The sequence below is a fragment of the Stenotrophomonas sp. SAU14A_NAIMI4_5 genome, from assembly GCF_003086795.1.
GTDB lineage: Bacteria > Pseudomonadota > Gammaproteobacteria > Xanthomonadales > Xanthomonadaceae > Stenotrophomonas.
The window spans coordinates 104,548-123,575 of record NZ_CP026003.1; the positions used below are offsets into that span (position 1 = coordinate 104,548).

Here is a 19,028-nt window from a genome sequence, read left to right on the forward strand (position 1 = left end):
TTACAGCGCGCTTTCCGGCCGCACCTTCAGCAGCGCTTCCTCGGCCGCGCAGTCGCGGCTGGAATGCAGGCCGGCCTTGCGAGCGTCGGCGATCTCCTTGCGCGCGGCCAGCAGATCCTTGTTGAACGCCGCGTTGTCATGCAGGCGCGCCACCGCGGCGGCGCCCATGAAACGCCCTTCGAGGATGTCGCTCTGCCAGTGCACGTTGCACACCAGGCGGCTCTCGCCGTAGTTGCGGCCACGCGCCTGGATGGCGTCGGCGCGGTCCGGCGCGATCTCCGAAAGAATCAGCGCCCACGCCCAACCGATGGAGGTGTGGCCGGACGGATAGGAGCCGTTCCTGCGCAGCCCCGCTTCATCGTCCGGCGTGCAGGTCGGCTCGCCGTTGACCATGAAGGGGCGCGGACGCTGGTACTGGTTCTTGGCGGCCTTGGTGGCCGCGCTGGCATCGATGCGGCTGCGCTCCAGCAGGCGGTACAGGGCGGGGGTCTTCACCGCGTCCACGTCGATGTCGGCGGCGCAGGAGAACTGGTTGGCGCCGGCCGGGAAACCGAGTTCGGCATCGCGGGTCGCCTGGGTGAAGCGCGGCGTGCCACGCAGGGCGCGGGCTTCGCGGCTGACTTGCTCATCCAGCGCGAAGCCGGCCGAACCGGCTGCCGGCGGCGCCGGCACCAGGGCGATGCTGGCCGGCACGGCGGCCTTGTCGAGGTAGCCCACCGCCTTGGTGGTGACGTTGGATTCCACCGCGGTCGGTGCGGTGGCGGTGGACGCGCAACCGGCCAGCGACAGGGCGATGGCCAGGCCGAGCAGGGGGCGGGCGGGGAGGGCAGGCAAAGACATGGGCAGGCTCGAGACAGGAAACACAGCGGCCATGATCGCAGCCCCTCCTGCCGCCCGCAGCGTCCATGGGTCATACGGCCAGACCCGGCATGGTGGCTCTGGGTAGTCATTATCCTGCAACAAGATCATCCATCTTCGCCAATCTCCCGAATACGGGCGCAGCGCACGGACTTTCACGCGCGTTCGCGCCAGCATCGGGCCACAGCCGGGCCGGGGGGATCCGCTGACGAGGGAGAGATGCGATGCGCAGCACCGCAACAGGAAGTACCGCCCTGGCCCTGCTGCTGGGCCTGGCCTGCACCCCGGCGCAGGCCGCCGATGTCTACGGCGTGGCCTTCGTGCACGGCACCGGCGCCCAGACCGATGCCACCCAGGACTACTGGCAGCCGGCGATCATCGACACCGTGCGCCAGGGCCTGCCGAACAGCAGCAACTACGTGGTCATCAACTGCGATTTCACCCAGTACATGTGGAAGCCGGAAGCTGCCGGCTGCCTGGCCAACCAGCTGACCAGCTTCATCGACAGCCGCGGCATCACCCAGCTGGTGGTCATCACCCATTCCAACGGCGGCAACGTGGTGCGCTGGATCCTGTCCAACCCCACCTACGACAGCCGCTACCCGAAGATCATCAGCACGGTGCGCAAGGTCACCGCGCTGGCGCCGTCCTCGGCGGGCACGCCGCTGGCCGACGCGGTGCTCAACGGCAACACCTTCGAAACCTCGCTGGGCTGGCTGCTGGGCTACAAGAACGATGCGGTGCGCATGCAGCAGGTCGGTCACATGGCCACCTACAACGCGCAGAACCTGTACGGCACCGCAGGCCGCCCGGCACTGCCCAAGCCCTTCCGCGCGGTGGTCGGCAGCGATGTCGAATCGGCTGTGTGGGACAGCAACAGCTACTGCGGCGGCTACGCGGCCAACGTCGGCCTGGAGTTCACCCAGAACTGGCTGTCGTCCTGCTCGGACGGCTTCCTGGAATGCAGCAGCCAGAAGGCGGCGGGCAGCCTGTGGTTCACCGACAAGGCGCGCACCCAGGGCGCCGAGCCGCTGAGCCACAACCAGAGCCGCCGCGAGTGCTTCGGCCTCGGCACGATCCTGCGCAACGACCTGACCCAGTGAGGGAGATGACCATGAAGATCCATTCCACCCTGCTGGCCGCGGCCGTACTGGCCGCACTTGCTGTCGCGCCGGTGCATGCCGCGCAGGCGCTGCGTGCCGCCGCTGCCGGTGACCAGGTGCCCGCGTCACTGGTGGCCGCGCCGCTGCCGGCCGATGACAGCGAGCGTGTGCCGCTTGCCTTCGCCTGGGCGCTCGACCCGGCGCAGCCGCTGCAGGCACCAGGCGCCTACGCCGCGGTCAGCCGCAGCTACTGGCAGCAGGTCGACGCCGCCGAGCTGCAACGCGGCCTGGACCTGCCGCTGACCGCGCCGGATGCGGTGATCCAGGTCAGTCCGGGCGCCGGTGCCCGCGCGCTGCCCGCCGACGCCCTGCAGGTGCGCGATGCGGCCGGCCGCACCAGCGTGGCGCGCAGCGTCGATGCGCGGCAGCTGCAGGCCGCGGGCATGGCGGTGAACGATGGCAGCAGCATGCTGCGCACCGGTGCCAGCAGCGCAGTGGGCGCCTACCGGCTGCAGAGCGCGCAGGCGCAGGGCCGCTACGTGGTGCAGGTGCTGGAACCCAACAGCCCGGTGCGGCTGGAAGTTCAGGCCAATCAGGCGCAGGTACTGGCCGGCGGCAGCGTGCAGCTGCAGGCCCGCCTGCTGGAGGATGGTGCCAGCACCGCGAAGCTGGCCACGCGCCGCGGCAGCCTGGGCGGTGAAGCCCTGCTGGTGGCACCCGATGGCCGCAGCTGGCCGCAACGCCTGCTGCGCACCACCGATGGCAGCCTGCGCGCGCAGGTGCGCATTCCGGCAGAGGCCAGCACGGTGCAGGGCCTGTGGGAACTGCAGGTGTTTGCCCAGGCCGATGGCGTGCTGCGCGATGGCAAGGTTGCCTTCGCAGTGGCGCAGCCTACGGCACGCTTCAGCGGCCAGGCCACGCCCGATGCGGCCAGCCGCCAGGTGAGCCTGCCGCTGCAGGTGGCCGCCGCGGGCCGTTACGAGGCGCGCGGCACGCTGTACGCCACCGGCGCCGATGGCCAGTTGAAGCCGGTGGCACAGGCGCATGCGGCGGCGTGGTTCGAAGGTGCAGGCCGTGGCGTGCTGGTGCTGCCGTTCGACCAGGCCGCGCTGCCGGCCGGCTTCGGCGCACCGTATGAGCTGCGTGACCTGCAGCTGCAGGACCAGAGCCGGATGGCGCCGATCGAATCGCGCGCGTTGGCGCTGCGGTTCTGAGCAGAACGTGGCGGGCCGGATACACCGGCCCGCCGCACCGGCATGACATGACCGCGGGGTAGAGTCGACTGTTAGTCGACTGCCCTCCCAACAGACCGCGAGAACCCCGCGCTGCGCGCGATAGTCGACTAACAGTCGACTCTACCGCCGTCCCGCCGTCCCGCCGGATTACCCCGCGTACGCGGTCAAGACCCCATTCTGTTCCACCACGCTGATCGCACCGCCAAACACCGCCGACAGCGGCTCGTCGCGCAGCAGTTCCTCGCGGGTGCCATCGGCCAGCACGCGGCCATCGCGCAGCAGCACCACCCTCTCGATCTCGGGAATCACTTCCTCGATATGGTGGGTGACCAGCACCAGGGTGATGCCCTGCTGGGCCAGCACGCGCATGGTCGCCACCAGCTGCTGGCGCGCCACCAGGTCCAGGCCGGTCGACGGCTCGTCCAGCAGCAACGCCTGCGGCCGGTTGACCAGGGCGCGGGCGATCAGCACGCGGCGGGTCTCGCCGGCCGACAGTTCGGCATAGGCACGCTCGCGCAGGGCCAGCGCGCCGGTCATCGCCAGCGTCTCGCCCACCCGTGCCCGCATGTCCGCCGTCACCTCGCGGAACGCCGGCACCACATAGCTGGCGAAGAAGCCGGACAGCACGGCCTGTTCCACGGTCAGGCCCGGCATATCGGACAGGTTGCTGCTGAGGTCGCCGGTGACGATGCCCAGCTGCGAGCGCAGCCGATCAACCTGCCAGCGGTTCTGCCCCAGCACCTTCACCGCAACCCGCCCGTCGGCCTGGGCCAGCGGGTACAGCTCGCGGGTGATCAGCTTGATGAAGGTCGATTTGCCGCAGCCGTTCGGGCCCAGCAGCGCGGTGTGCTGGCCCTGGGCGATGCGCAGGCTGAGCCCGTGCAGGACCTTCACCTGTCCGCGGACCACGCTGGCGTGGTCCAGTTCGATCAGCGGGGGCAGCGCCCCGGTGGACGGGGCAGCGGTAACGGCATGGGCGCGCGGATCAAGGCTCGACAACTCAGGTCCCCAACTGTGAACGGTGGCACTTTATGACGGTGCACGAACACCGCCGCGAGGGTGCAGTTTGCAACTTAAGCGCCCATCATGTCTGCCATCCCCGCGTCGATCTGGAGTGCCGCCATGCCCGATGCCCTGATCTCCCTGCTCACCGGTGGCGTGCTCGGCCTGGGCGGCTGGGCCATGCTGGCGGTGCTGCTGGTATTCACCCAGCTCACCATCTTCTCGGTCACCTTGTACCTGCACCGCAGCCAGGCCCATCGCGGGGTCGATTTCCATCCGGCGGTCGCACATGTCTTCCGCTTCTGGCTGTGGCTGACCACCTCGATGATCACCCGCGAGTGGGTGGCCATCCACCGCAAGCACCACGCCAAGGTGGAAACCGAGGATGACCCGCACAGCCCGGTCACCCGCGGCATCGGCAAGGTGTTCTGGCATGGCGTGGAGCTGTACCGCGAAGCCCGCGGCATGCGTGCGGACATCGATCAGTACGGCCGCGGCACGCCGGACGATGCCATCGAGCGCCACCTCTACACCCCGCGCGCCACCCTTGGCCCGGTGCTGCTGCTGGTCATCAACAGCGTGCTGTTCGGCCTGCCCGGCGTGGCCCTGTGGGCGATCCAGATGGCCTGGATTCCGTTCTGGGCGGCGGGTGTGGTCAACGGCCTGGGTCACTGGTGGGGCTACCGCAACTACGAGTCGGCCGACACCTCCACCAACCTGACGCCGTGGGCGTTCTGGATCGGTGGCGAGGAACTGCACAACAACCACCATGCTTTCCCCAGCTCGGCGCGCTTTGCGATGCGCCGCTGGGAGTTCGACATCGGCTGGAGCGCGATCCGCCTGCTGCAGGCACTGCGCCTGGCCAAGGTGCTGCGGGTGGCGCCAGCCATGGACGTGCGCCCGAACATCGCCGTGCCCGATGCAGAGACCCTGAAGGCGCTGCTGTCGCACCGCTTCCAGGCAATGACCGATTACCAGCGCAACGTGTTCATGCCGGCCCTGCGCGAAGAAGCCACCCAGGCCGGGGCCAAGCTGCGCCGCCTGCTGCCGCGCCGCCTGCGCCGGGGCCTGGTCAACGATGGCCGCTGGCTGCAGCCGGACAGCCGTGCCCAGCTCAGCGAATGGGTCGCGCAGCGCCCGCGCATCCGCACCCTGGTGGAGTACCGCGCGCGCCTGGCCGCGCTGCTGGAAGCCCGCGGCCATGATGCCGCCGAGCGCCTGCGCCACCTCCAGGCGTGGTGCCACGAGGCCGAGGAAAGCGGCATTGCCGCCCTGCAGGCCTACGCCGCGCGGTTGAAGGGCTACACCCTGGTGGGCGCATGAGGGAGCTGCTGGTTCCGCTGCTGTGCCTGCTGCCGCTGGTCGCCTCCGCGCAGGTCGCCGACACCGCCACTTACCTGCAGCGCATGGACAGCGACGGCGACGGCAAGGTCAGCGAAGCCGAGTACGTGCAGTGGATGCTGTATGCCTTCGACCACATGGACCGCAACGGCGACGGCGTGCTGACCGCCGACGAACTGCCGGGTGGCAAGGGCAGGCCGATCACCCGCGAACAGCAGCGCCAGGTGATCGTGCAGCGCTTCCACAAGCAGGATGCCAACGGCGATGGCTACCTGGATGCACGTGAACTTTCTGCGCCGCCACGCTGAATCTGCAGTTCCGCGATCGCCGGTAGCGCCGGGCCATGCCCGGCGAGCGCAGGGCGCGGGCGAAAGGCCCGCCGCCGGGCATGGCCCGGCGCCACCGGTCGGTGACGGATCGCGCGGTGCGCCGGCGTAGAATCAGCCCATGCCTGAACTGCCCGAAGTAGAAACCACCCGCCGCGGCCTGGCGCCGCATCTGGAAGGCCGCCGCGTCCATGGCGTGATCCTGCGCCGCGCCGACCTGCGCTGGCCGATTCCGCCGGAGGTGGCCGATCTGCTGCCGGGGCAGCGCATCGACGCGGTGCGCCGGCGGGCCAAGTACCTGCTGCTGGACACCGCCGTGGGCAGCGCCGTGCTGCACCTGGGCATGTCCGGCAGCCTGCGCGTGCTGCCCGGCGACACCCCGCTGCGCACCCACGACCACGTGGACATCAGCCTGGACAACGGCCGCCTGCTGCGTTTCAACGACCCGCGCCGCTTTGGCAGCCTGCTCTGGCAGCCGGCCGGTGAGGTGCATCCGCTGCTGCAGGGGCTGGGCCCGGAGCCGCTGGACGAGGCCTTCGACGGCGATTACCTGTTCGAGCGCGGCCGGGGCCGCAGCGCCCCGGTGAAGACCTTCCTGATGGACCAGGCGGTGGTGGTCGGGGTGGGCAACATCTACGCCGCCGAAAGCCTGTTCAAGGCCGGCATCAGTCCGCTGCGTGAAGCCGGCAAGGTCTCGCGCGAACGCTATCGTCGGCTGGCCCGCGAAGTGAAGGACACCCTCGGCTATGCCATCACCCGCGGTGGCACCACCCTGCGTGATTTCATCAGCCCCGATGGTGCTCCGGGCTACTTCGAGCAGGAACTGCTGGTCTATGGCCGCGACGGCCTGCCGTGCCCGCAGTGCGGTCGCCCCCTCAAGCACGCGATGATCGGCCAGCGCGCCAGCGTGTGGTGCAGCCGCTGCCAGCGCTGAATCTCTTCATGCAGCGCACACCGGCAGCGCTATAGTCCGCTCAGCATCCGCTGCGGGGGGACGTTGCGATGGACGAAGGACCGGATATCACCGTCTGGCTGGACGCCGCGCGCGGCGGTGACCGCACGGCGCTGGACCGCGTGCTGACCACGCTGTACCAGGAGCTGCACGGAATGGCCCGGCGCCAGTTGGCCGGCCAGCAGGGACGTACCCTGGACGCCACCTCGCTGGTGCACGAGTCCTACCTGAAACTGCTCGGCAGCCGCGGCGCGGCGCGCTTCGAGGACCGCGCGCATTTCTTCGCCTATGCCGCCTCGGCCATGCGCAGCGTGGTGGTCGACTACGCGCGCAACCGGCTGGCGCGCAAGCGCGGCGGGGACCTGAAACGGGTGGCCGAGATTCCCGAGAACAGCAGCAGCGGCGTGCGCCTGGACGAGGACCTGCTGGCCCTGGACGTGGCCCTGGAGCGCCTGCAGGCGGTCGATGCGCACCTGGCACGGGTGGTCGAGCTGCGCTATTTCGCGGGCCTGTCCGAACAGGAGATCGCCGAACTCAGCCAGCGCTCGGAGCGCAGCATCCGCCGCGACTGGCAGAAGGCGCGGCTGTTCCTGCTGGCGGCGATGCGCGGCGACTGAGGCGCGCAGGCCGACCATGGATGCCGCGCGCTGGCAGCTGCTTTCGTCCTGGCTGGACCAGCTGCTGGAGCTGGCCCCGGAGGCGCGGCAGCTGCGCCTGCAGCGCCTGGCCGAGCACGACCCGACCCTGGGCCGCGACCTGGAACACCTGCTGCTGCAGGAGGCCGACAGCCAGGAGTTCATGGCCCAGCCGCTGTGGACTGCGGCGCCCCCCGGGCGCGCGGGCAGCCAGGTGGGCCCCTACCGCCTGCTGAGCTCGTTGGGCGAGGGCGGCATGGGCGAGGTCTGGCTGGCCGAGCGCTGTGATGGCCTGTACCAGCGCCAGGTGGCGCTGAAGCTGCTGCGCAGCGGCGTGGCCGACCCCGGGCTGCGCCAGCGCTTCGGCCGCGAACGGCAGATCCTCGCCCGGCTGCAGCACCCGCACCTGGCCCAGCTGCTGGATGCCGGCGTGGACCAGCATGGCCAGCCCTATCTGGCACTGGACTACGTGGAAGGCGAGCCGATCAGTGATTACTGCCGGCGCCTGGAACCGTCGCTGGAAACGCGCCTGCAGCTGATGCTGCAGGTCTGCGCGGTGGTCAGCCACGCCCACGCCAACCTGGTGGTGCACCGCGACCTGAAGCCTTCCAACATCCTGGTCCGCGCCGACGGCACGGTGAAGCTGCTGGATTTCGGCATCGCCGCGCTGCTCGACCACGACGCCGCCGATGCCACCCACCCGCCCACCGAAGTACGTGCGTTCACCCTGCACTACGCCGCGCCGGAACAGGTACGCGGCGAGGCGGTCACCACCCTCACCGACGTCTATTCGCTGGGCGTGGTGCTGTTCGAAGTGGTTACCGGGCACAAGCCCTACCGCCTGCGCCGGCACAGCGATGCCGAATGGGAGCGCTCGATCCTCGACGTGCAGGTGCCGCGTGCATCGTCACTGCTGCTGCGGCTCGCCGACCAGCCCGGCGCCGCGCGGCGCGCGCTGCAGCGTCAGGCCCGGCAGCTGCGCGGTGACCTCGACGTGCTGCTGGAAAAGGCCCTGCAGAAGGATCCCGCGCAGCGCTACGCCTCGGCCGAGGCGCTGGCCGGCGACCTGCAGAGCTACCTGCAGGGCCGGCCGATCCAGGCCCGGCCGCCCGGCGTGGGCTACCGCGTGAACAAATACATCGGCCGCCACCGCTGGGGCGTGGCGCTGGCCTCGGTGGCCGTGCTGGCCCTGCTCGGCACCACCTCCATCGCGCTGTGGCAGGCGCGCCAGGCGCAGGTGGAAATGGCCCGCGCGCAGGCCATGCAGGATTTCACCGTCAGCCTGTTCGACAAGGCGGCCAGTGAGCGCCACGGCCATTTCGACGTGCCGCAGCTGCTGGCCACCGGGCAGCAGCGTGGCGAGGCCGAACTGGCCGACCAGCCGCTGGCGCTGGCCGAGCTGGAAGGCGTGATCGGCCGCCTGCGGATCGGTCTGGGCGATTACCAGCTGGCCCTGCAGACCCTGGACCAGCAGCGCCGGCTGCTGCAGCAGGTGGATGAAGTACCACCGGCCCTGCAGCTGGAAGCGGTGACCCAGCGTGGTCGCGCGCTGCGCATGCTGGGCCGTGACCGCGATTGCCTGGCGCACCTGCAGCCGCTGCAGCCGTTGGCTGCCCGCGAGGCCGATGCATTGCCGGCGACGGTGGCCGAGTTCCACAGCCAGCTGGGCCGCTGCCAGGCGCAGCTGGGCAACGCGGACGCCGCGCGTGCCTCGTTCGAACAAGCGCTCGCCCTACGCCACCAGGGCATCGGCCAGCGCTTTGGCCGCGCCGAGTCGCTGGCCGACCTCGCCGGCCTGGATGCCGGCGCCGGGCACCTGGCTGCCGCGCTGGCCGGTTACCAGCAGGCACTGGCGCTGCTGGACCAGCCGGCCGATGGCCGCAGCCCGCAGGTGATCGGTCTGCACCGCCAGCTGGGCGAGGTGCTGGCACGCCAGGGCCAGACCGAGGCGGCCGCCACCGAACTGGAACTGGCCTGGCAGGCGGCACAGGATGCCTGGGGCCCGCGCCATCCCGAGGCGCTGGTGGTGCGCCGCGCGCGCGCGATGCTGGCCCTGCAGCGCGGGCAGGGCGAGCACGCCGGACAGGAACTGCAGCAGGTACAGGCACAGCTGCTGGCCGCGCTGGGCCCGGCCCACCGCGAGGTCGGCCAGGGTGAGTTCGCGCTGGGGCAGTGGGCCAGCGATCACGGCGATGCTGCCCTGGCGGCCAGGCACTACGCGCGGGCGGTGGCGATCTGGCGCCAGCCCGACCATATGGCCCTGCTGCCGCAGGCGCTGCTGGCGCAGGCAGGCGCGCTGCAGCAGGCCGGGCAGCAGGACGCGGCACACGCTGCGCTGGCCGAAGCACGCCAGCTGCTGCTGGCCCAGCGCGGGGCACAGGCCCCGGCCCTGCGTGAGCTGGATGCGAGGCTGGCCGCGCTGGCGCAGGCTGAACCAGCCGTACAGCCCTCCGCTGCCCGTTAACGTTTGTCTGCCTATGATGGCCGACCTTCCCCTTGCTTCCGCGCCTGCATGCAACGACGCGACTTCCTCCGCAATGCCTCCCTGGCCCTGGCCGCCTTCGGCCTGCCGACCCTGCCGGCCTGCGCGGCCGGGAAGAGTGGACAGCTCGGCCTGCGCCGGCTCGGCCAGCCGCAGCCGTTCGATTTCGCCACCCTGAAGGGCCAGGCCCGCGCGCTGGCGCAGGCGCCCTACCAGAGCCACAAGCGGGTGCTGCCCAAGCCGCTGGAAGCCCTGGACTGGGACCAGTACCAGTCGATTGGCTACCGCCAGGACCATGCGCTGTGGGCCGACCAGCCCGGCAAGTTCCAGGCGAAGTTCTTCCACCTGGGCCTGTACTTCCATTCGCCGGTGCGGATGTTCGACGTGGTCGATGGCAAGGCGCAGGAACTGGCCTACGACGGTGCGGCGTTCAACTACGGCAAGAGCGGCCTGAAGAACGGCGAGCTGCCGGCGGACCTGGGCTTTGCCGGCTTCCGCCTGAACACCCGCAAGGACGCCGACCGCGACTTCGCCGCCTTCCTCGGCGCCAGCTACTTCCGCGCCGTCGGCAAGGAAGGCCAGTACGGCCAGTCCGCGCGCGCGCTGGCCATCGATACCGGCATGGGCAAGCCGGAGGAATTCCCTGATTTCATCGCCTACTACCTGGAGCAGCCTTCGGCCGACTCGGACACGATCGTGGTCTACGGCCTGCTCGATTCGCCCAGCGTGGCCGGCGCCTACCGCTTCGCCATCACCAACGGCGACGTGCTGCTCATGGACATCGACAGCGCACTGTACCCGCGCAAGGCCATCGAACGCCTGGGCATCGCCCCGTGCACCAGCATGTACCAGGTGGGCGAGAACGACCGCCGCATGGGCTGGGACTGGCGCCCGGAAATCCACGACACCGATGGCCTGTCGATGTGGACCGGCGCCGGCGAATGGATCTGGCGCCCGCTGGTGAACCCGCGCAACCTGCGCTTCAACATGTTCGTCGACCACAGCCCGCGCGGCTTCGGCCTGCTGCAGCGTGACCGCAATTTCGACCATTACCAGGATGACGGCGTGTTCTACGAGAAACGCCCGTGCCTGTGGGTGGAACCGAAGGGCGAGTGGGGCGATGGCTCGGTGCAGCTGGTGGAGATTCCCACCGTGGATGAGACCTTCGACAACATCGTGGCGTTCTGGAACCCGAAGGAAAAGCCGCAGCCGGGGCAGGAGCTGCTGGTCGGCTACCGCCTGTTCTGGGGTGCCGAACCGCCGGCACGCACGCCGCTGGCGCACTGCGTGGCGACCCACACCGGCCTGGGTGGCGTGGTGGGCAAGAAGCGCGAGTACTTCAGCTGGCGCTTCGCGGTGGATTTCGAAGGCGGCGAGCTGGCCAGCCTGATCGACAAGGGCGAGGTGGAGGCGGTGGTGGAAGCCAGCCGCGGCCGGGTGGAGATCGTGTCGGCGCGGCCGCTGCGCGAGATCAAGGGCTACCGCGCGATGTTCGACCTGGTGCCGCCGGAGGGCAGTACCGAGCAGATCGACATCCGCCTGTACCTGCGCAGTGGTGGCAAGCCGCTCACCGAGACCTGGCTGTACCAGTACACCCCGCCGCCGGCGGGCGCGCCGGAGCGCACGCTGTACTGAGTGGTTTGGGATTGCAGGGCTTGCAGCCCTGCACCCGCCGAAGCGGTAGTGCCGGCCGCTGGCCGGCAACCTCAACGTCAAAAGCTGGCTTTCCGTGGGATGGCGGGGTGGGTCCGGTTGAGGGGGACGCCGTAAACCCATCCATGGGGGCTTGGTCGCGCCATCCATGGCGCTCACACCCCCTCAACCGGACCCACCCCGCCTTCGACAGTTCTCCGCGATCTGTCGGAGCGGTGTTCTGTCTGGTGGGTGCCGACCGTTGGTCGGCACGGGCTCTGACCCCAGATGAATTTCGATATCTGACAGATGTGCCGACCAACGGTCGGCACCCACCCACACCGCCCCGCCATCCCACGGAATGCCGCTCCGGCTTTTGACGTTGCCGTTGCATTGAGCAGGTGCAGGGCTGCAAGCCCTGCAGAAGACCCCCTCCTTACAGAGGCAGGGGCGCCTGCGCCGGGTCGATGCGGCCTTCACCACGGGTGATCTTCTTGAACTCGGCACGGCTCACCGACACGTAGCGTTCGTTGCCGCCGATCTCGACCTGCGGGCCGTCCTGCACCGCGTGGCCGTGCTCATCCACGCGCACCGTCATCGTCGCCTTCTTGCCGCTGTGGCAGATCGTCTTGATCTCCTGCATCTCGTCGGCCCAGGCCAGCAGGTACTGGCTGCCCTCGAACAGCTCGCCGCGGAAATCGGTGCGCAGGCCGTAGCACAGCACCGGAATGCGCAGCTGGTCGACCACCTCGCTCAGCTGCCAGACCTGCGCGCGGGTCAGGAACTGTGCCTCGTCCACCAGCACGCAGCCCATCGGGCCCTTGTCGGCCAGGTCCTGGGCCACCCAGAGCTGCAGGTCGCTGTCGCGGTCGAAGGCCATGCCCTCGGCGCGCAGGCCGATGCGCGAGGCAACCACGCCGGCACCGGCACGGTCGTCCAGGCGCGGGGTCAGGATCGCCACCCGCATGCCGCGCTCGCGGTAGTTGTGCGCGCTCTGCAGCAGGGTGGTGGTCTTGCCGGCATTCATCGCCGAATAGTAGAAATAGAGCTTGGCCATCGGCCGATTGTACGCCGCCGCCCCGGCACGCCGAAGCCGTTCAGCATCCCCACCGCTCGCCGGCTGTGGCCGTTACCCGGGCCCGTTACAATCCCCCTCCAATGCACGGTCTGAATCCTCCCCAAGCTGCCGCCGTTCTCCACATCGAGGGCCCCCTGCTGGTGCTCGCCGGTGCGGGCAGCGGCAAGACGCGCGTGATCGTCGAGAAGATCGCCCACCTGATCAGCTGCGGGCGCTATCCCGCGCGCCGGATCGCGGCGATCACCTTCACCAACAAGTCGGCCAAGGAAATGCGCGAGCGCGTGGCCAAGCGTCTGCGCGAGCAGGATGCCGACGAGGTGACCATCTGCACCTTCCACGCCCTGGGCCTGAAGTTCCTGCAGATCGAACACGCCGCCGTCGGCCTCAAGCGCGGCTTCTCGATCTTCGATGCCGATGATGCCGCTGCGCAGATCAAGGATCTGATGTCCGGCGCCAAACCCGATGACATCGAGGACATGAAGAATCTGGTGTCGCGCGCGAAGAACGCCGGCCTGTCGCCCGAGCAGGCGATGGCCGCCGCGCGCAGCAACCGCGAGAAGGAAGCGGCCAGCGTCTACGAGCGCTACCAGCTGCGCCTGACCGCGTTCAATGCGGTGGACTTCGACGACCTGATCCGCCTGCCGGTGCAGGTGCTGGAAGAGAACCCGGACATCGCCGTGGCCTGGCGCGAACGCATCGGCTACCTGCTGGTGGACGAATGCCAGGACACCAACGATGCGCAGTACCGGCTGCTCAAGCAGCTGGCCGGCGACAAGGGCAACTTCACCTGCGTGGGCGACGATGACCAGTCGATCTACGCCTGGCGCGGCGCCAACCCGGAGAACCTGCAGCAGATGGGGCGCGACTATCCCGCGCTGGAAATCATCAAGCTGGAGCAGAACTACCGCTGCTCCAACCGCGTGCTGCGCGCTGCCAATGCGCTCATCGCCAACAATCCGCACGAACACCTGAAGAAGCTGTGGAGCGACCAGGCCGACGGCGAGCGCATCCGCGTGTGGGAGTGCCGCAACAGCGAGCACGAAGCAGAGAAGGTCGCCGCCGAGATCGCCTTCGTGGCGCAGTCGCGCAAGGTGCCGTGGAGTGATTTCTGCATCCTGTTCCGCGGCAACTTCCAGTCGCGGCCGCTGGAAAAGGCAATGCAGCTGCTGCGCATTCCCTACCATCTGACCGGCGGCACCATGTTCCTGGAGCGCCAGGAAGTGAAGGACACGCTGGCCTGGCTGCGGCTGCTGGTGAACCCGGACGACGATACCGCGTTCATGCGTGCGGTGCAGTCGCCCAAGCGCGATGTTGGCGCCGGCACGCTGGCCAAGCTGGCCGAGTTGGCACAGGAAAAAGACATCCCGATGGCGCATGCCGCCGAGTCGATCGGCGCGCTGCAGCAGCTGCCGCCGCGCGCGGCCAACAGCCTGGCGCGCTTCACCGACATCCTGCGTGACCTGCGCGCGCAGACCCGGCAGATCAGCTCCGGCGACATGATCCGCAAGGTCGCCAAGGAATCGGGCCTGCTCAGCGAGCTGCGCCAGCAGGCCAAGGAAGAGGCCAGCTACCAGCGCCGGGCGAACAACATCGAGGAACTGGCGCAGTGGTTCGAGGGCGGCCCGCGCGGTGCCACCGCGGCCGACCTGGCCGGCCAGCTGGCGCTGCTCTCGCGCAGCGACAAGGACGAGGGCGGCAACCAGGTACGCATGATGACCATGCACGCGTCCAAGGGCCTGGAATTTCCCTACGTCTTCATCGTCGGCTGCGAGGACGGCGTGCTGCCGCACCAGGTCAGCCTGGACGAAGGCAACCTGCAGGAAGAGCGGCGCCTGCTGTACGTGGGCATCACCCGCGCGAAGATCCAGCTGTGGATGAGCTACAGCAAGCTGACGCGCAAGTTCGGCGAGCATGTGCGGCTGAAGCCGAGCCGGTTCTTCGAGGAGATTCCGGCCGAGGAGATTCAGCGCGATGGCGCGGACCCGGTGGCCGATGCTGCGCGGAAGAAGGAGCGCGCGACGGCGGGGTTGGCGGCGATCGAGGCGCTGTTTGATTGAGCGGAGTGCAGCTGTAGAGCCGAGCCCATGCTCGGCTGATCCGTCGATGCGCAAGCCGAGCATGGGCTCGGCTCTACAATCGGCCTATCCCAGCGGAGATCCTCGCGTGCATCCCATCGAAAGCGAACGCCTGCGGCTGCGCCGCATCGAGCCGGATCGGGATGCGCTGCCGATGCTGGCACTGCTCAATGATCCCGGTTTCATGCGCTTCATCGGTGACCGCAACGTGCGCAGCGAGGAGCAGGCGCGGGAGTACATCGCGCTGCGGGTGCTGCACAGCTATGCGCTGAACGGCTTCGGCATGTACGCGATCGAGCGCCTGGCCGATGGCGCGTGGCTGGGCAACGCCGGCCTGGTGCGGCGCGATGGCCTGCCGGGGCCGGATATCGGCTATGCGGTGCTGTCCGAATTCGCGGGGCAGGGCTACGCCAGCGAGGCGGCGCGGGCAGTGTTCACGCATGCGCGCTCGCAGCTGGACATCGAGGATCTGTACGGCATCACCGACCTGGACAACGTGGCCTCCGGGCGCATCCTGCTGGGGCTGGGCATGCACGAACGCGGCGTGATCCAGCTGCCGAACGTGGACAGCGCGAGCCGGTTGTACGCCACGCCGGGGGCGGCCGAGGTTTGATTGTGGTGGGTGCCGACCGTTGGTCGGCACGATTCAAATGCAGTGCCGACCAACGGTCGGCACCCACCCCCTCAACCGCCGCGCAGTTCCGCCAGCTGCGCCTGCAGCTCGGCCACCGCGGCTTCCAGCTGGGCCACGCGCTCGGCCAGGCCGGGGTCGGCCGCTTCGCTGCTGCCACCGCCGCTGCTCGCGTACTTGGCGGCCAGTGCCGCACCGTCCACCTCACCGCACAGCAGGTGCATGTAGCGGTCCTCGCGCTGACCGCTGGCGCGCGGCAGCACCACCAGCAGGGCGCGCTGCTGCAGGCGCTCGATGGCGTGGCGGGCTTCGTCCACATCGGTGAAGCGGTACAGGCGCTCGCTGCGGGTGACCAGCTCGCCCAGGGTCTGCGGCCCGCGCAGCAGCAGCATGGCCAGCAGCACGGTCTGCTGCCGCGTCAGGTCCAGCGCGCCCTGCAGGCGGTGCTCGTAGCGGTCGGCGCGCGAGGAGAAGTGCTGGCGGGCCAGGCCCAGCGTCTCCAGCTGGCGCAGGGCATGCTGCACGCTGCCGGCATCGACGTTCATCACCGGCTCGCGGGCGGTCTTCTGGTTGGCCGCCGACTGCGCGGCGTTGACCGTCAGCGGGTAGGTGTCCGGGGTGGTCGCCTCCTTTTCCACCAGGCAGCCCAGCAGGCGGGCCTGGACGGCATCGAGCAGGGGGACGTCGGGGGTCTGGACGGGATCGGTCATGGCGGCCTCCGCAAGGCAACGGGTCAACCCCGAAGCATAGCCGTGCCACGGTCATCTTTGCCGGTAAAATGGCGGGGTATATCTGATTGCCGGTGAATCCTGATGCGTCGTCCCGTTTCCCTGTCCCTGACCCTGCTCGCCACTGCGGCGATCGGCCTGTCTGCCTGCAAGCGCGTCGATGCGCCTGCCGCCGAGGCCCCCGCCCCCGACGCCCCGGCCGCGGCCGCCAAGGCCGACGGTGCGCTTGATGCGACCGCCAACGACAACCTCAATGCCGTGCTGTGGATGCAGCGCGCGCAGGAGTACAAGGCGATCACCGAACAGACCTACCGCGCCGCCGCCGACCACCTGGACGCCGCGCTGAAGGAAGCCCACTGGGACGCGCTGGTGCCGGAAGAACGCGGCAACGCGGCCAAGGGCCTGAAGCCGGCCGTGGTGCTGGACGTGGATGAAACCGTGCTGGACAACTCGCCCTACCAGGCGCGCCTGGTGCGCGACGGCAAGGAATACGACGAGCTGACCTGGGACCAGTGGGTGGCCGAGAAGAAGGCCAAGGCCATCCCCGGCGTGGTTGATTTCGCCAAGGCCGCCAACGCCAAGGGCGTGACCCTGCTGTACATCTCCAACCGCGCCGTGCACCTGAAGGACGCGACCCTGGCCAACCTGCGCGAGCAGGGCCTGCCGGTGGCCGACGACAGCGTGTTCCTCGGCCTGGGCACCGTGGTCAAGGACTGCGAGCAGAACGGCAGCGAGAAGAACTGCCGCCGCCGCCTGGCCGGCCAGCAGTACCGCGTGCTGATGCAGTTCGGCGACCAGATGGGTGACTTCGTGGAAGTGACCGCCAACACCAACGAAGGCCGCGATGCGCTGCTGCAGCAGTACCACGACTGGTTCGGCGAGCGCTGGTGGATGCTGCCGAACCCGACCTACGGCGGTTTCGAGCCGGCCCAGTTCAACAACGACTACACCCAGTCGCGCCAGGCCCGCCATGACGCCAAGCGCGCTGCGCTGGATTACGCACCGTGAGCCGCGTACCGCTGCCGCTGCGCGATGACGAACGGCTGATCTTCGCCCTGGACGTGCCTGACCGCGTGCAGGCGCTGGAATGGGTCGATCGCCTGGGCGACAGCGTGGCGTTCTACAAGATCGGCATGGAACTGCTCGCCTCCGGCGAGTATTTCCAGGTGCTGGACGAGCTGGCCCGCCGCGACAAGCGCGTGTTCGTCGACCTGAAGTTCTTCGACATCCCGGCTACCGCCGCGGCGGTCATCAAGCGCCTGTCGCAGTGGCCGGTCAGCTACGCCACCATCCATGGCTGGCACCCGGCGATGATGGAGGCCTGCGCGGCCGCCAACAGCAGCGACATGCGCCTGCTGGCGGTGACCGTGCTGACCTCGATGGGGCGCCCGGACCTGGCGCAGATGGGCATCGACCGCGAGCCGGTGGACGTGGTGGTCGAGCGCGCGCTGGCCGCCCAGGCCGCCGGCATTGATGGCGTGATCGCCTCCGGCCAGGAGGCCGGCCCGATCCGTGCCGCCACCGGCGCCGGGTTCTCGATCGTCTGCCCGGGCATCCGTCCGGGTGGCCCGGTCGGCGATGACCAGAAGCGTACCGTCGGCGTGGCCCAGGCCTTCGCCGACGGCGCCGATGCCATCGTGGTCGGTCGTCCGATCCGCCTGGCCGCCGATCCGCAGGCGGCTGCGCGGGCCATCCAGCAGGAAATCGCGTCGGCTCTGGCTGCACGCTGATCCGGCCGGCGCTGCCGGTCACACCGCAATACCGAACGCCATCCCGCTCCGTGCGGGATGGCGTTCGCATTTGTGCGCCCGGCGCTGTCGCAGTCGACCCCGCAGCGAAGAACCGTGCGCGCGGTCGCACTGGATCCGGATGTCCCTCCCTCCCAATCGATGTACCGGCGCCGCTCGCGGCCGTGCCGGTTCCAATCATCCAAGAGGGAGTACACGGATATGTATCGCAGCACCTCTGCAGTTCTTGCCGGCCTGTTGCTGGCGTTCGCGGCACCCGCCTTCGCCGCATCGCAACCGCGCGAAACGCCGCGCATCATCGGCGGCGAGGACGCCCAGCCGGGGCAGTACCCGTTCATGGTCAGCCTGCAGGGCCTGGCCTTCGGCGACACCGATCACGACCGCCACTTCTGCGGTGGCACCCTCATCTCGCCGTCGTGGGTGCTGACCGCCGCGCACTGCGTGCAGGGCAATTCGCCCGCCGGCCTGACCATCATCGGCAACCTCACCGCGCTGTCCACCGATGCCGCGCCGCGGGCCTCCAACGTCAAGGCCATCCATATGCATCCGGCCTTCAACAGCGGCAATTCGCTGGAACACGACCTCGCCCTGATCCAGCTGGACGCGCCGCTGGCCGACGCGCAGCCGGTGACCCTGCGCCTGCGCCCCGACGCCAGCTACCTCAAGCCGGGCCGCGACTTCACCGTGATCGGCTGGGGCACCACCGAGGAGGGCGCCGACACGTCGCCCACCCAACTGCAGACGGTGCAGGTGCCGTTCGTGCCATTTGCCGAGTGCCAGCAGGCCTACGCCGGCGAGCTCGCGCGGGGCAAGGTCATCTGTGCCGGGCGCGAGGGCCTGGACAGCTGCCAGGGCGATTCCGGCGGCCCGCTGATGCTCAAGCTGCGCGACGGCTGGACCCAGTTCGGCATCGTCAGCTGGGGCGAGGGCTGCGCGCGGTCCGGCTACCCCGGCGTTTATGCCCGAATCGCCGAAAAACATGCCGTAGATTTCATTGAAGCGGTCTGGCAGAAGGATTGATTCAATAAAATCAAATATTTAAGTCATGTTACATGACGTATTGCCTTAACTTCGGAGGCGGCGTAGCATCGCCGCCATCCGGTCCCTGGGCCGGAGATGTGCCACAACTGTCCACCGGCCTCGCGCCGGTTTGAAGAGCCTGCGATCCCTGTGATCCGGGCTCTTTTTTTATCGCCGGGGTC

17 protein-coding genes are annotated in these 19,028 nt (G+C 69.3%); 13 read left to right on the forward strand and 4 right to left on the reverse strand.

Annotated features, from left to right (window positions below):
- Complete coding sequence (locus C1925_RS00420) at window positions 1-840, reverse strand: phosphatase PAP2 family protein (RefSeq protein ID WP_108770566.1); 840 nt, start codon at window positions 838-840, stop codon at window positions 1-3.
- A 242-nt stretch (window positions 841-1,082) separates the two neighbouring features.
- On the opposite strand from C1925_RS00420, the gene C1925_RS00425 reads away from it, so the two are divergent.
- Together C1925_RS00425 and C1925_RS00430 are read left to right on the forward strand one after the other, a co-directional pair.
- Window positions 1,083-1,961, forward strand: a complete 879-nt coding sequence (locus tag C1925_RS00425) for a hypothetical protein (protein ID WP_108767208.1) — start codon at window positions 1,083-1,085, stop codon at window positions 1,959-1,961.
- An 11-nt stretch (window positions 1,962-1,972) separates the two neighbouring features.
- Window positions 1,973-3,175 carry a DUF4785 domain-containing protein gene (locus C1925_RS00430; RefSeq protein WP_108770567.1) on the forward strand — a complete coding sequence of 401 codons (1,203 nt, stop codon included), beginning with the start codon at window positions 1,973-1,975 and terminating at the stop codon, window positions 3,173-3,175.
- 168 nt (window positions 3,176-3,343) lie between these two features.
- Here C1925_RS00430 and C1925_RS00435 read toward each other — a convergent pair whose 3' ends face one another.
- On the reverse strand, window positions 3,344-4,129 hold the full coding sequence (locus C1925_RS00435) for an ATP-binding cassette domain-containing protein (RefSeq protein WP_108770568.1): 786 nt from the start codon (window positions 4,127-4,129) through the stop codon (window positions 3,344-3,346).
- 189 nt (window positions 4,130-4,318) lie between these two features.
- Here C1925_RS00435 and C1925_RS00440 point away from each other — a divergent pair, with 189 nt between their 5' ends.
- From C1925_RS00440 to C1925_RS00465, 6 genes are all read left to right on the forward strand, one after another.
- Window positions 4,319-5,521: a fatty acid desaturase gene (locus C1925_RS00440; protein WP_108767209.1), complete on the forward strand. Its 1,203-nt coding sequence runs from the start codon at window positions 4,319-4,321 to the stop codon at window positions 5,519-5,521.
- Window positions 5,518-5,847, forward strand: a complete 330-nt coding sequence (locus tag C1925_RS00445; protein ID WP_108767210.1) for an EF-hand domain-containing protein — start codon at window positions 5,518-5,520, stop codon at window positions 5,845-5,847. The genes C1925_RS00440 and C1925_RS00445 overlap by 4 nt, the downstream gene beginning before the upstream one ends.
- A gap of 139 nt (window positions 5,848-5,986) precedes the next feature.
- Window positions 5,987-6,799: a bifunctional DNA-formamidopyrimidine glycosylase/DNA-(apurinic or apyrimidinic site) lyase gene (gene mutM / locus C1925_RS00450; protein ID WP_108767211.1), complete on the forward strand. Its 813-nt coding sequence runs from the start codon at window positions 5,987-5,989 to the stop codon at window positions 6,797-6,799.
- A gap of 68 nt (window positions 6,800-6,867) precedes the next feature.
- Window positions 6,868-7,434 (forward strand): ECF-type sigma factor, encoded by a 567-nt coding sequence (locus C1925_RS00455; protein WP_108767212.1) that lies wholly within the window; start codon window positions 6,868-6,870, stop codon window positions 7,432-7,434.
- A gap of 16 nt (window positions 7,435-7,450) precedes the next feature.
- Window positions 7,451-9,916 carry a serine/threonine-protein kinase gene (locus tag C1925_RS00460; protein ID WP_108767213.1) on the forward strand — a complete coding sequence of 822 codons (2,466 nt, stop codon included), beginning with the start codon at window positions 7,451-7,453 and terminating at the stop codon, window positions 9,914-9,916.
- A 48-nt stretch (window positions 9,917-9,964) separates the two neighbouring features.
- On the forward strand, window positions 9,965-11,569 hold the full coding sequence (locus tag C1925_RS00465) for a glucan biosynthesis protein D (RefSeq protein WP_108767214.1): 1,605 nt from the start codon (window positions 9,965-9,967) through the stop codon (window positions 11,567-11,569).
- A gap of 433 nt (window positions 11,570-12,002) precedes the next feature.
- Here C1925_RS00465 and C1925_RS00475 read toward each other — a convergent pair whose 3' ends face one another.
- A complete protein-coding gene (locus tag C1925_RS00475; protein WP_108767215.1) occupies window positions 12,003-12,623 on the reverse strand; it encodes a thymidine kinase in 621 nt (206 codons plus the stop codon).
- 101 nt (window positions 12,624-12,724) lie between these two features.
- Between C1925_RS00475 and C1925_RS00480 the strand changes: the two genes are divergently transcribed.
- Together C1925_RS00480 and C1925_RS00485 are read left to right on the forward strand one after the other, a co-directional pair.
- Window positions 12,725-14,701, forward strand: a complete 1,977-nt coding sequence (locus tag C1925_RS00480; protein ID WP_108767216.1) for a UvrD-helicase domain-containing protein — start codon at window positions 12,725-12,727, stop codon at window positions 14,699-14,701.
- Window positions 14,702-14,807: 106 nt separating this feature from the next.
- Entirely contained in the window at window positions 14,808-15,332 is a 525-nt protein-coding gene (locus tag C1925_RS00485) for a GNAT family N-acetyltransferase (RefSeq protein ID WP_108767217.1), read from the forward strand.
- A gap of 71 nt (window positions 15,333-15,403) precedes the next feature.
- On the opposite strand, the gene C1925_RS00490 is transcribed toward C1925_RS00485, so the two are convergent.
- Window positions 15,404-16,060: a DUF480 domain-containing protein gene (locus C1925_RS00490; protein WP_108767218.1), complete on the reverse strand. Its 657-nt coding sequence runs from the start codon at window positions 16,058-16,060 to the stop codon at window positions 15,404-15,406.
- Between the two features lie 102 nt (window positions 16,061-16,162).
- Here C1925_RS00490 and C1925_RS00495 point away from each other — a divergent pair, with 102 nt between their 5' ends.
- From C1925_RS00495 to C1925_RS00505, 3 genes are all read left to right on the forward strand, one after another.
- Window positions 16,163-17,086 carry a 5'-nucleotidase, lipoprotein e(P4) family gene (locus C1925_RS00495; protein ID WP_108767219.1) on the forward strand — a complete coding sequence of 308 codons (924 nt, stop codon included), beginning with the start codon at window positions 16,163-16,165 and terminating at the stop codon, window positions 17,084-17,086.
- A complete protein-coding gene (pyrF, locus tag C1925_RS00500; protein WP_108767220.1) occupies window positions 17,083-17,808 on the forward strand; it encodes an orotidine-5'-phosphate decarboxylase in 726 nt (241 codons plus the stop codon). The genes C1925_RS00495 and pyrF overlap by 4 nt, the downstream gene beginning before the upstream one ends.
- A gap of 219 nt (window positions 17,809-18,027) precedes the next feature.
- Window positions 18,028-18,846 (forward strand): serine protease, encoded by an 819-nt coding sequence (locus C1925_RS00505; protein ID WP_108767221.1) that lies wholly within the window; start codon window positions 18,028-18,030, stop codon window positions 18,844-18,846.
- The last annotated feature ends 182 nt before the right edge of the window (window positions 18,847-19,028 follow it).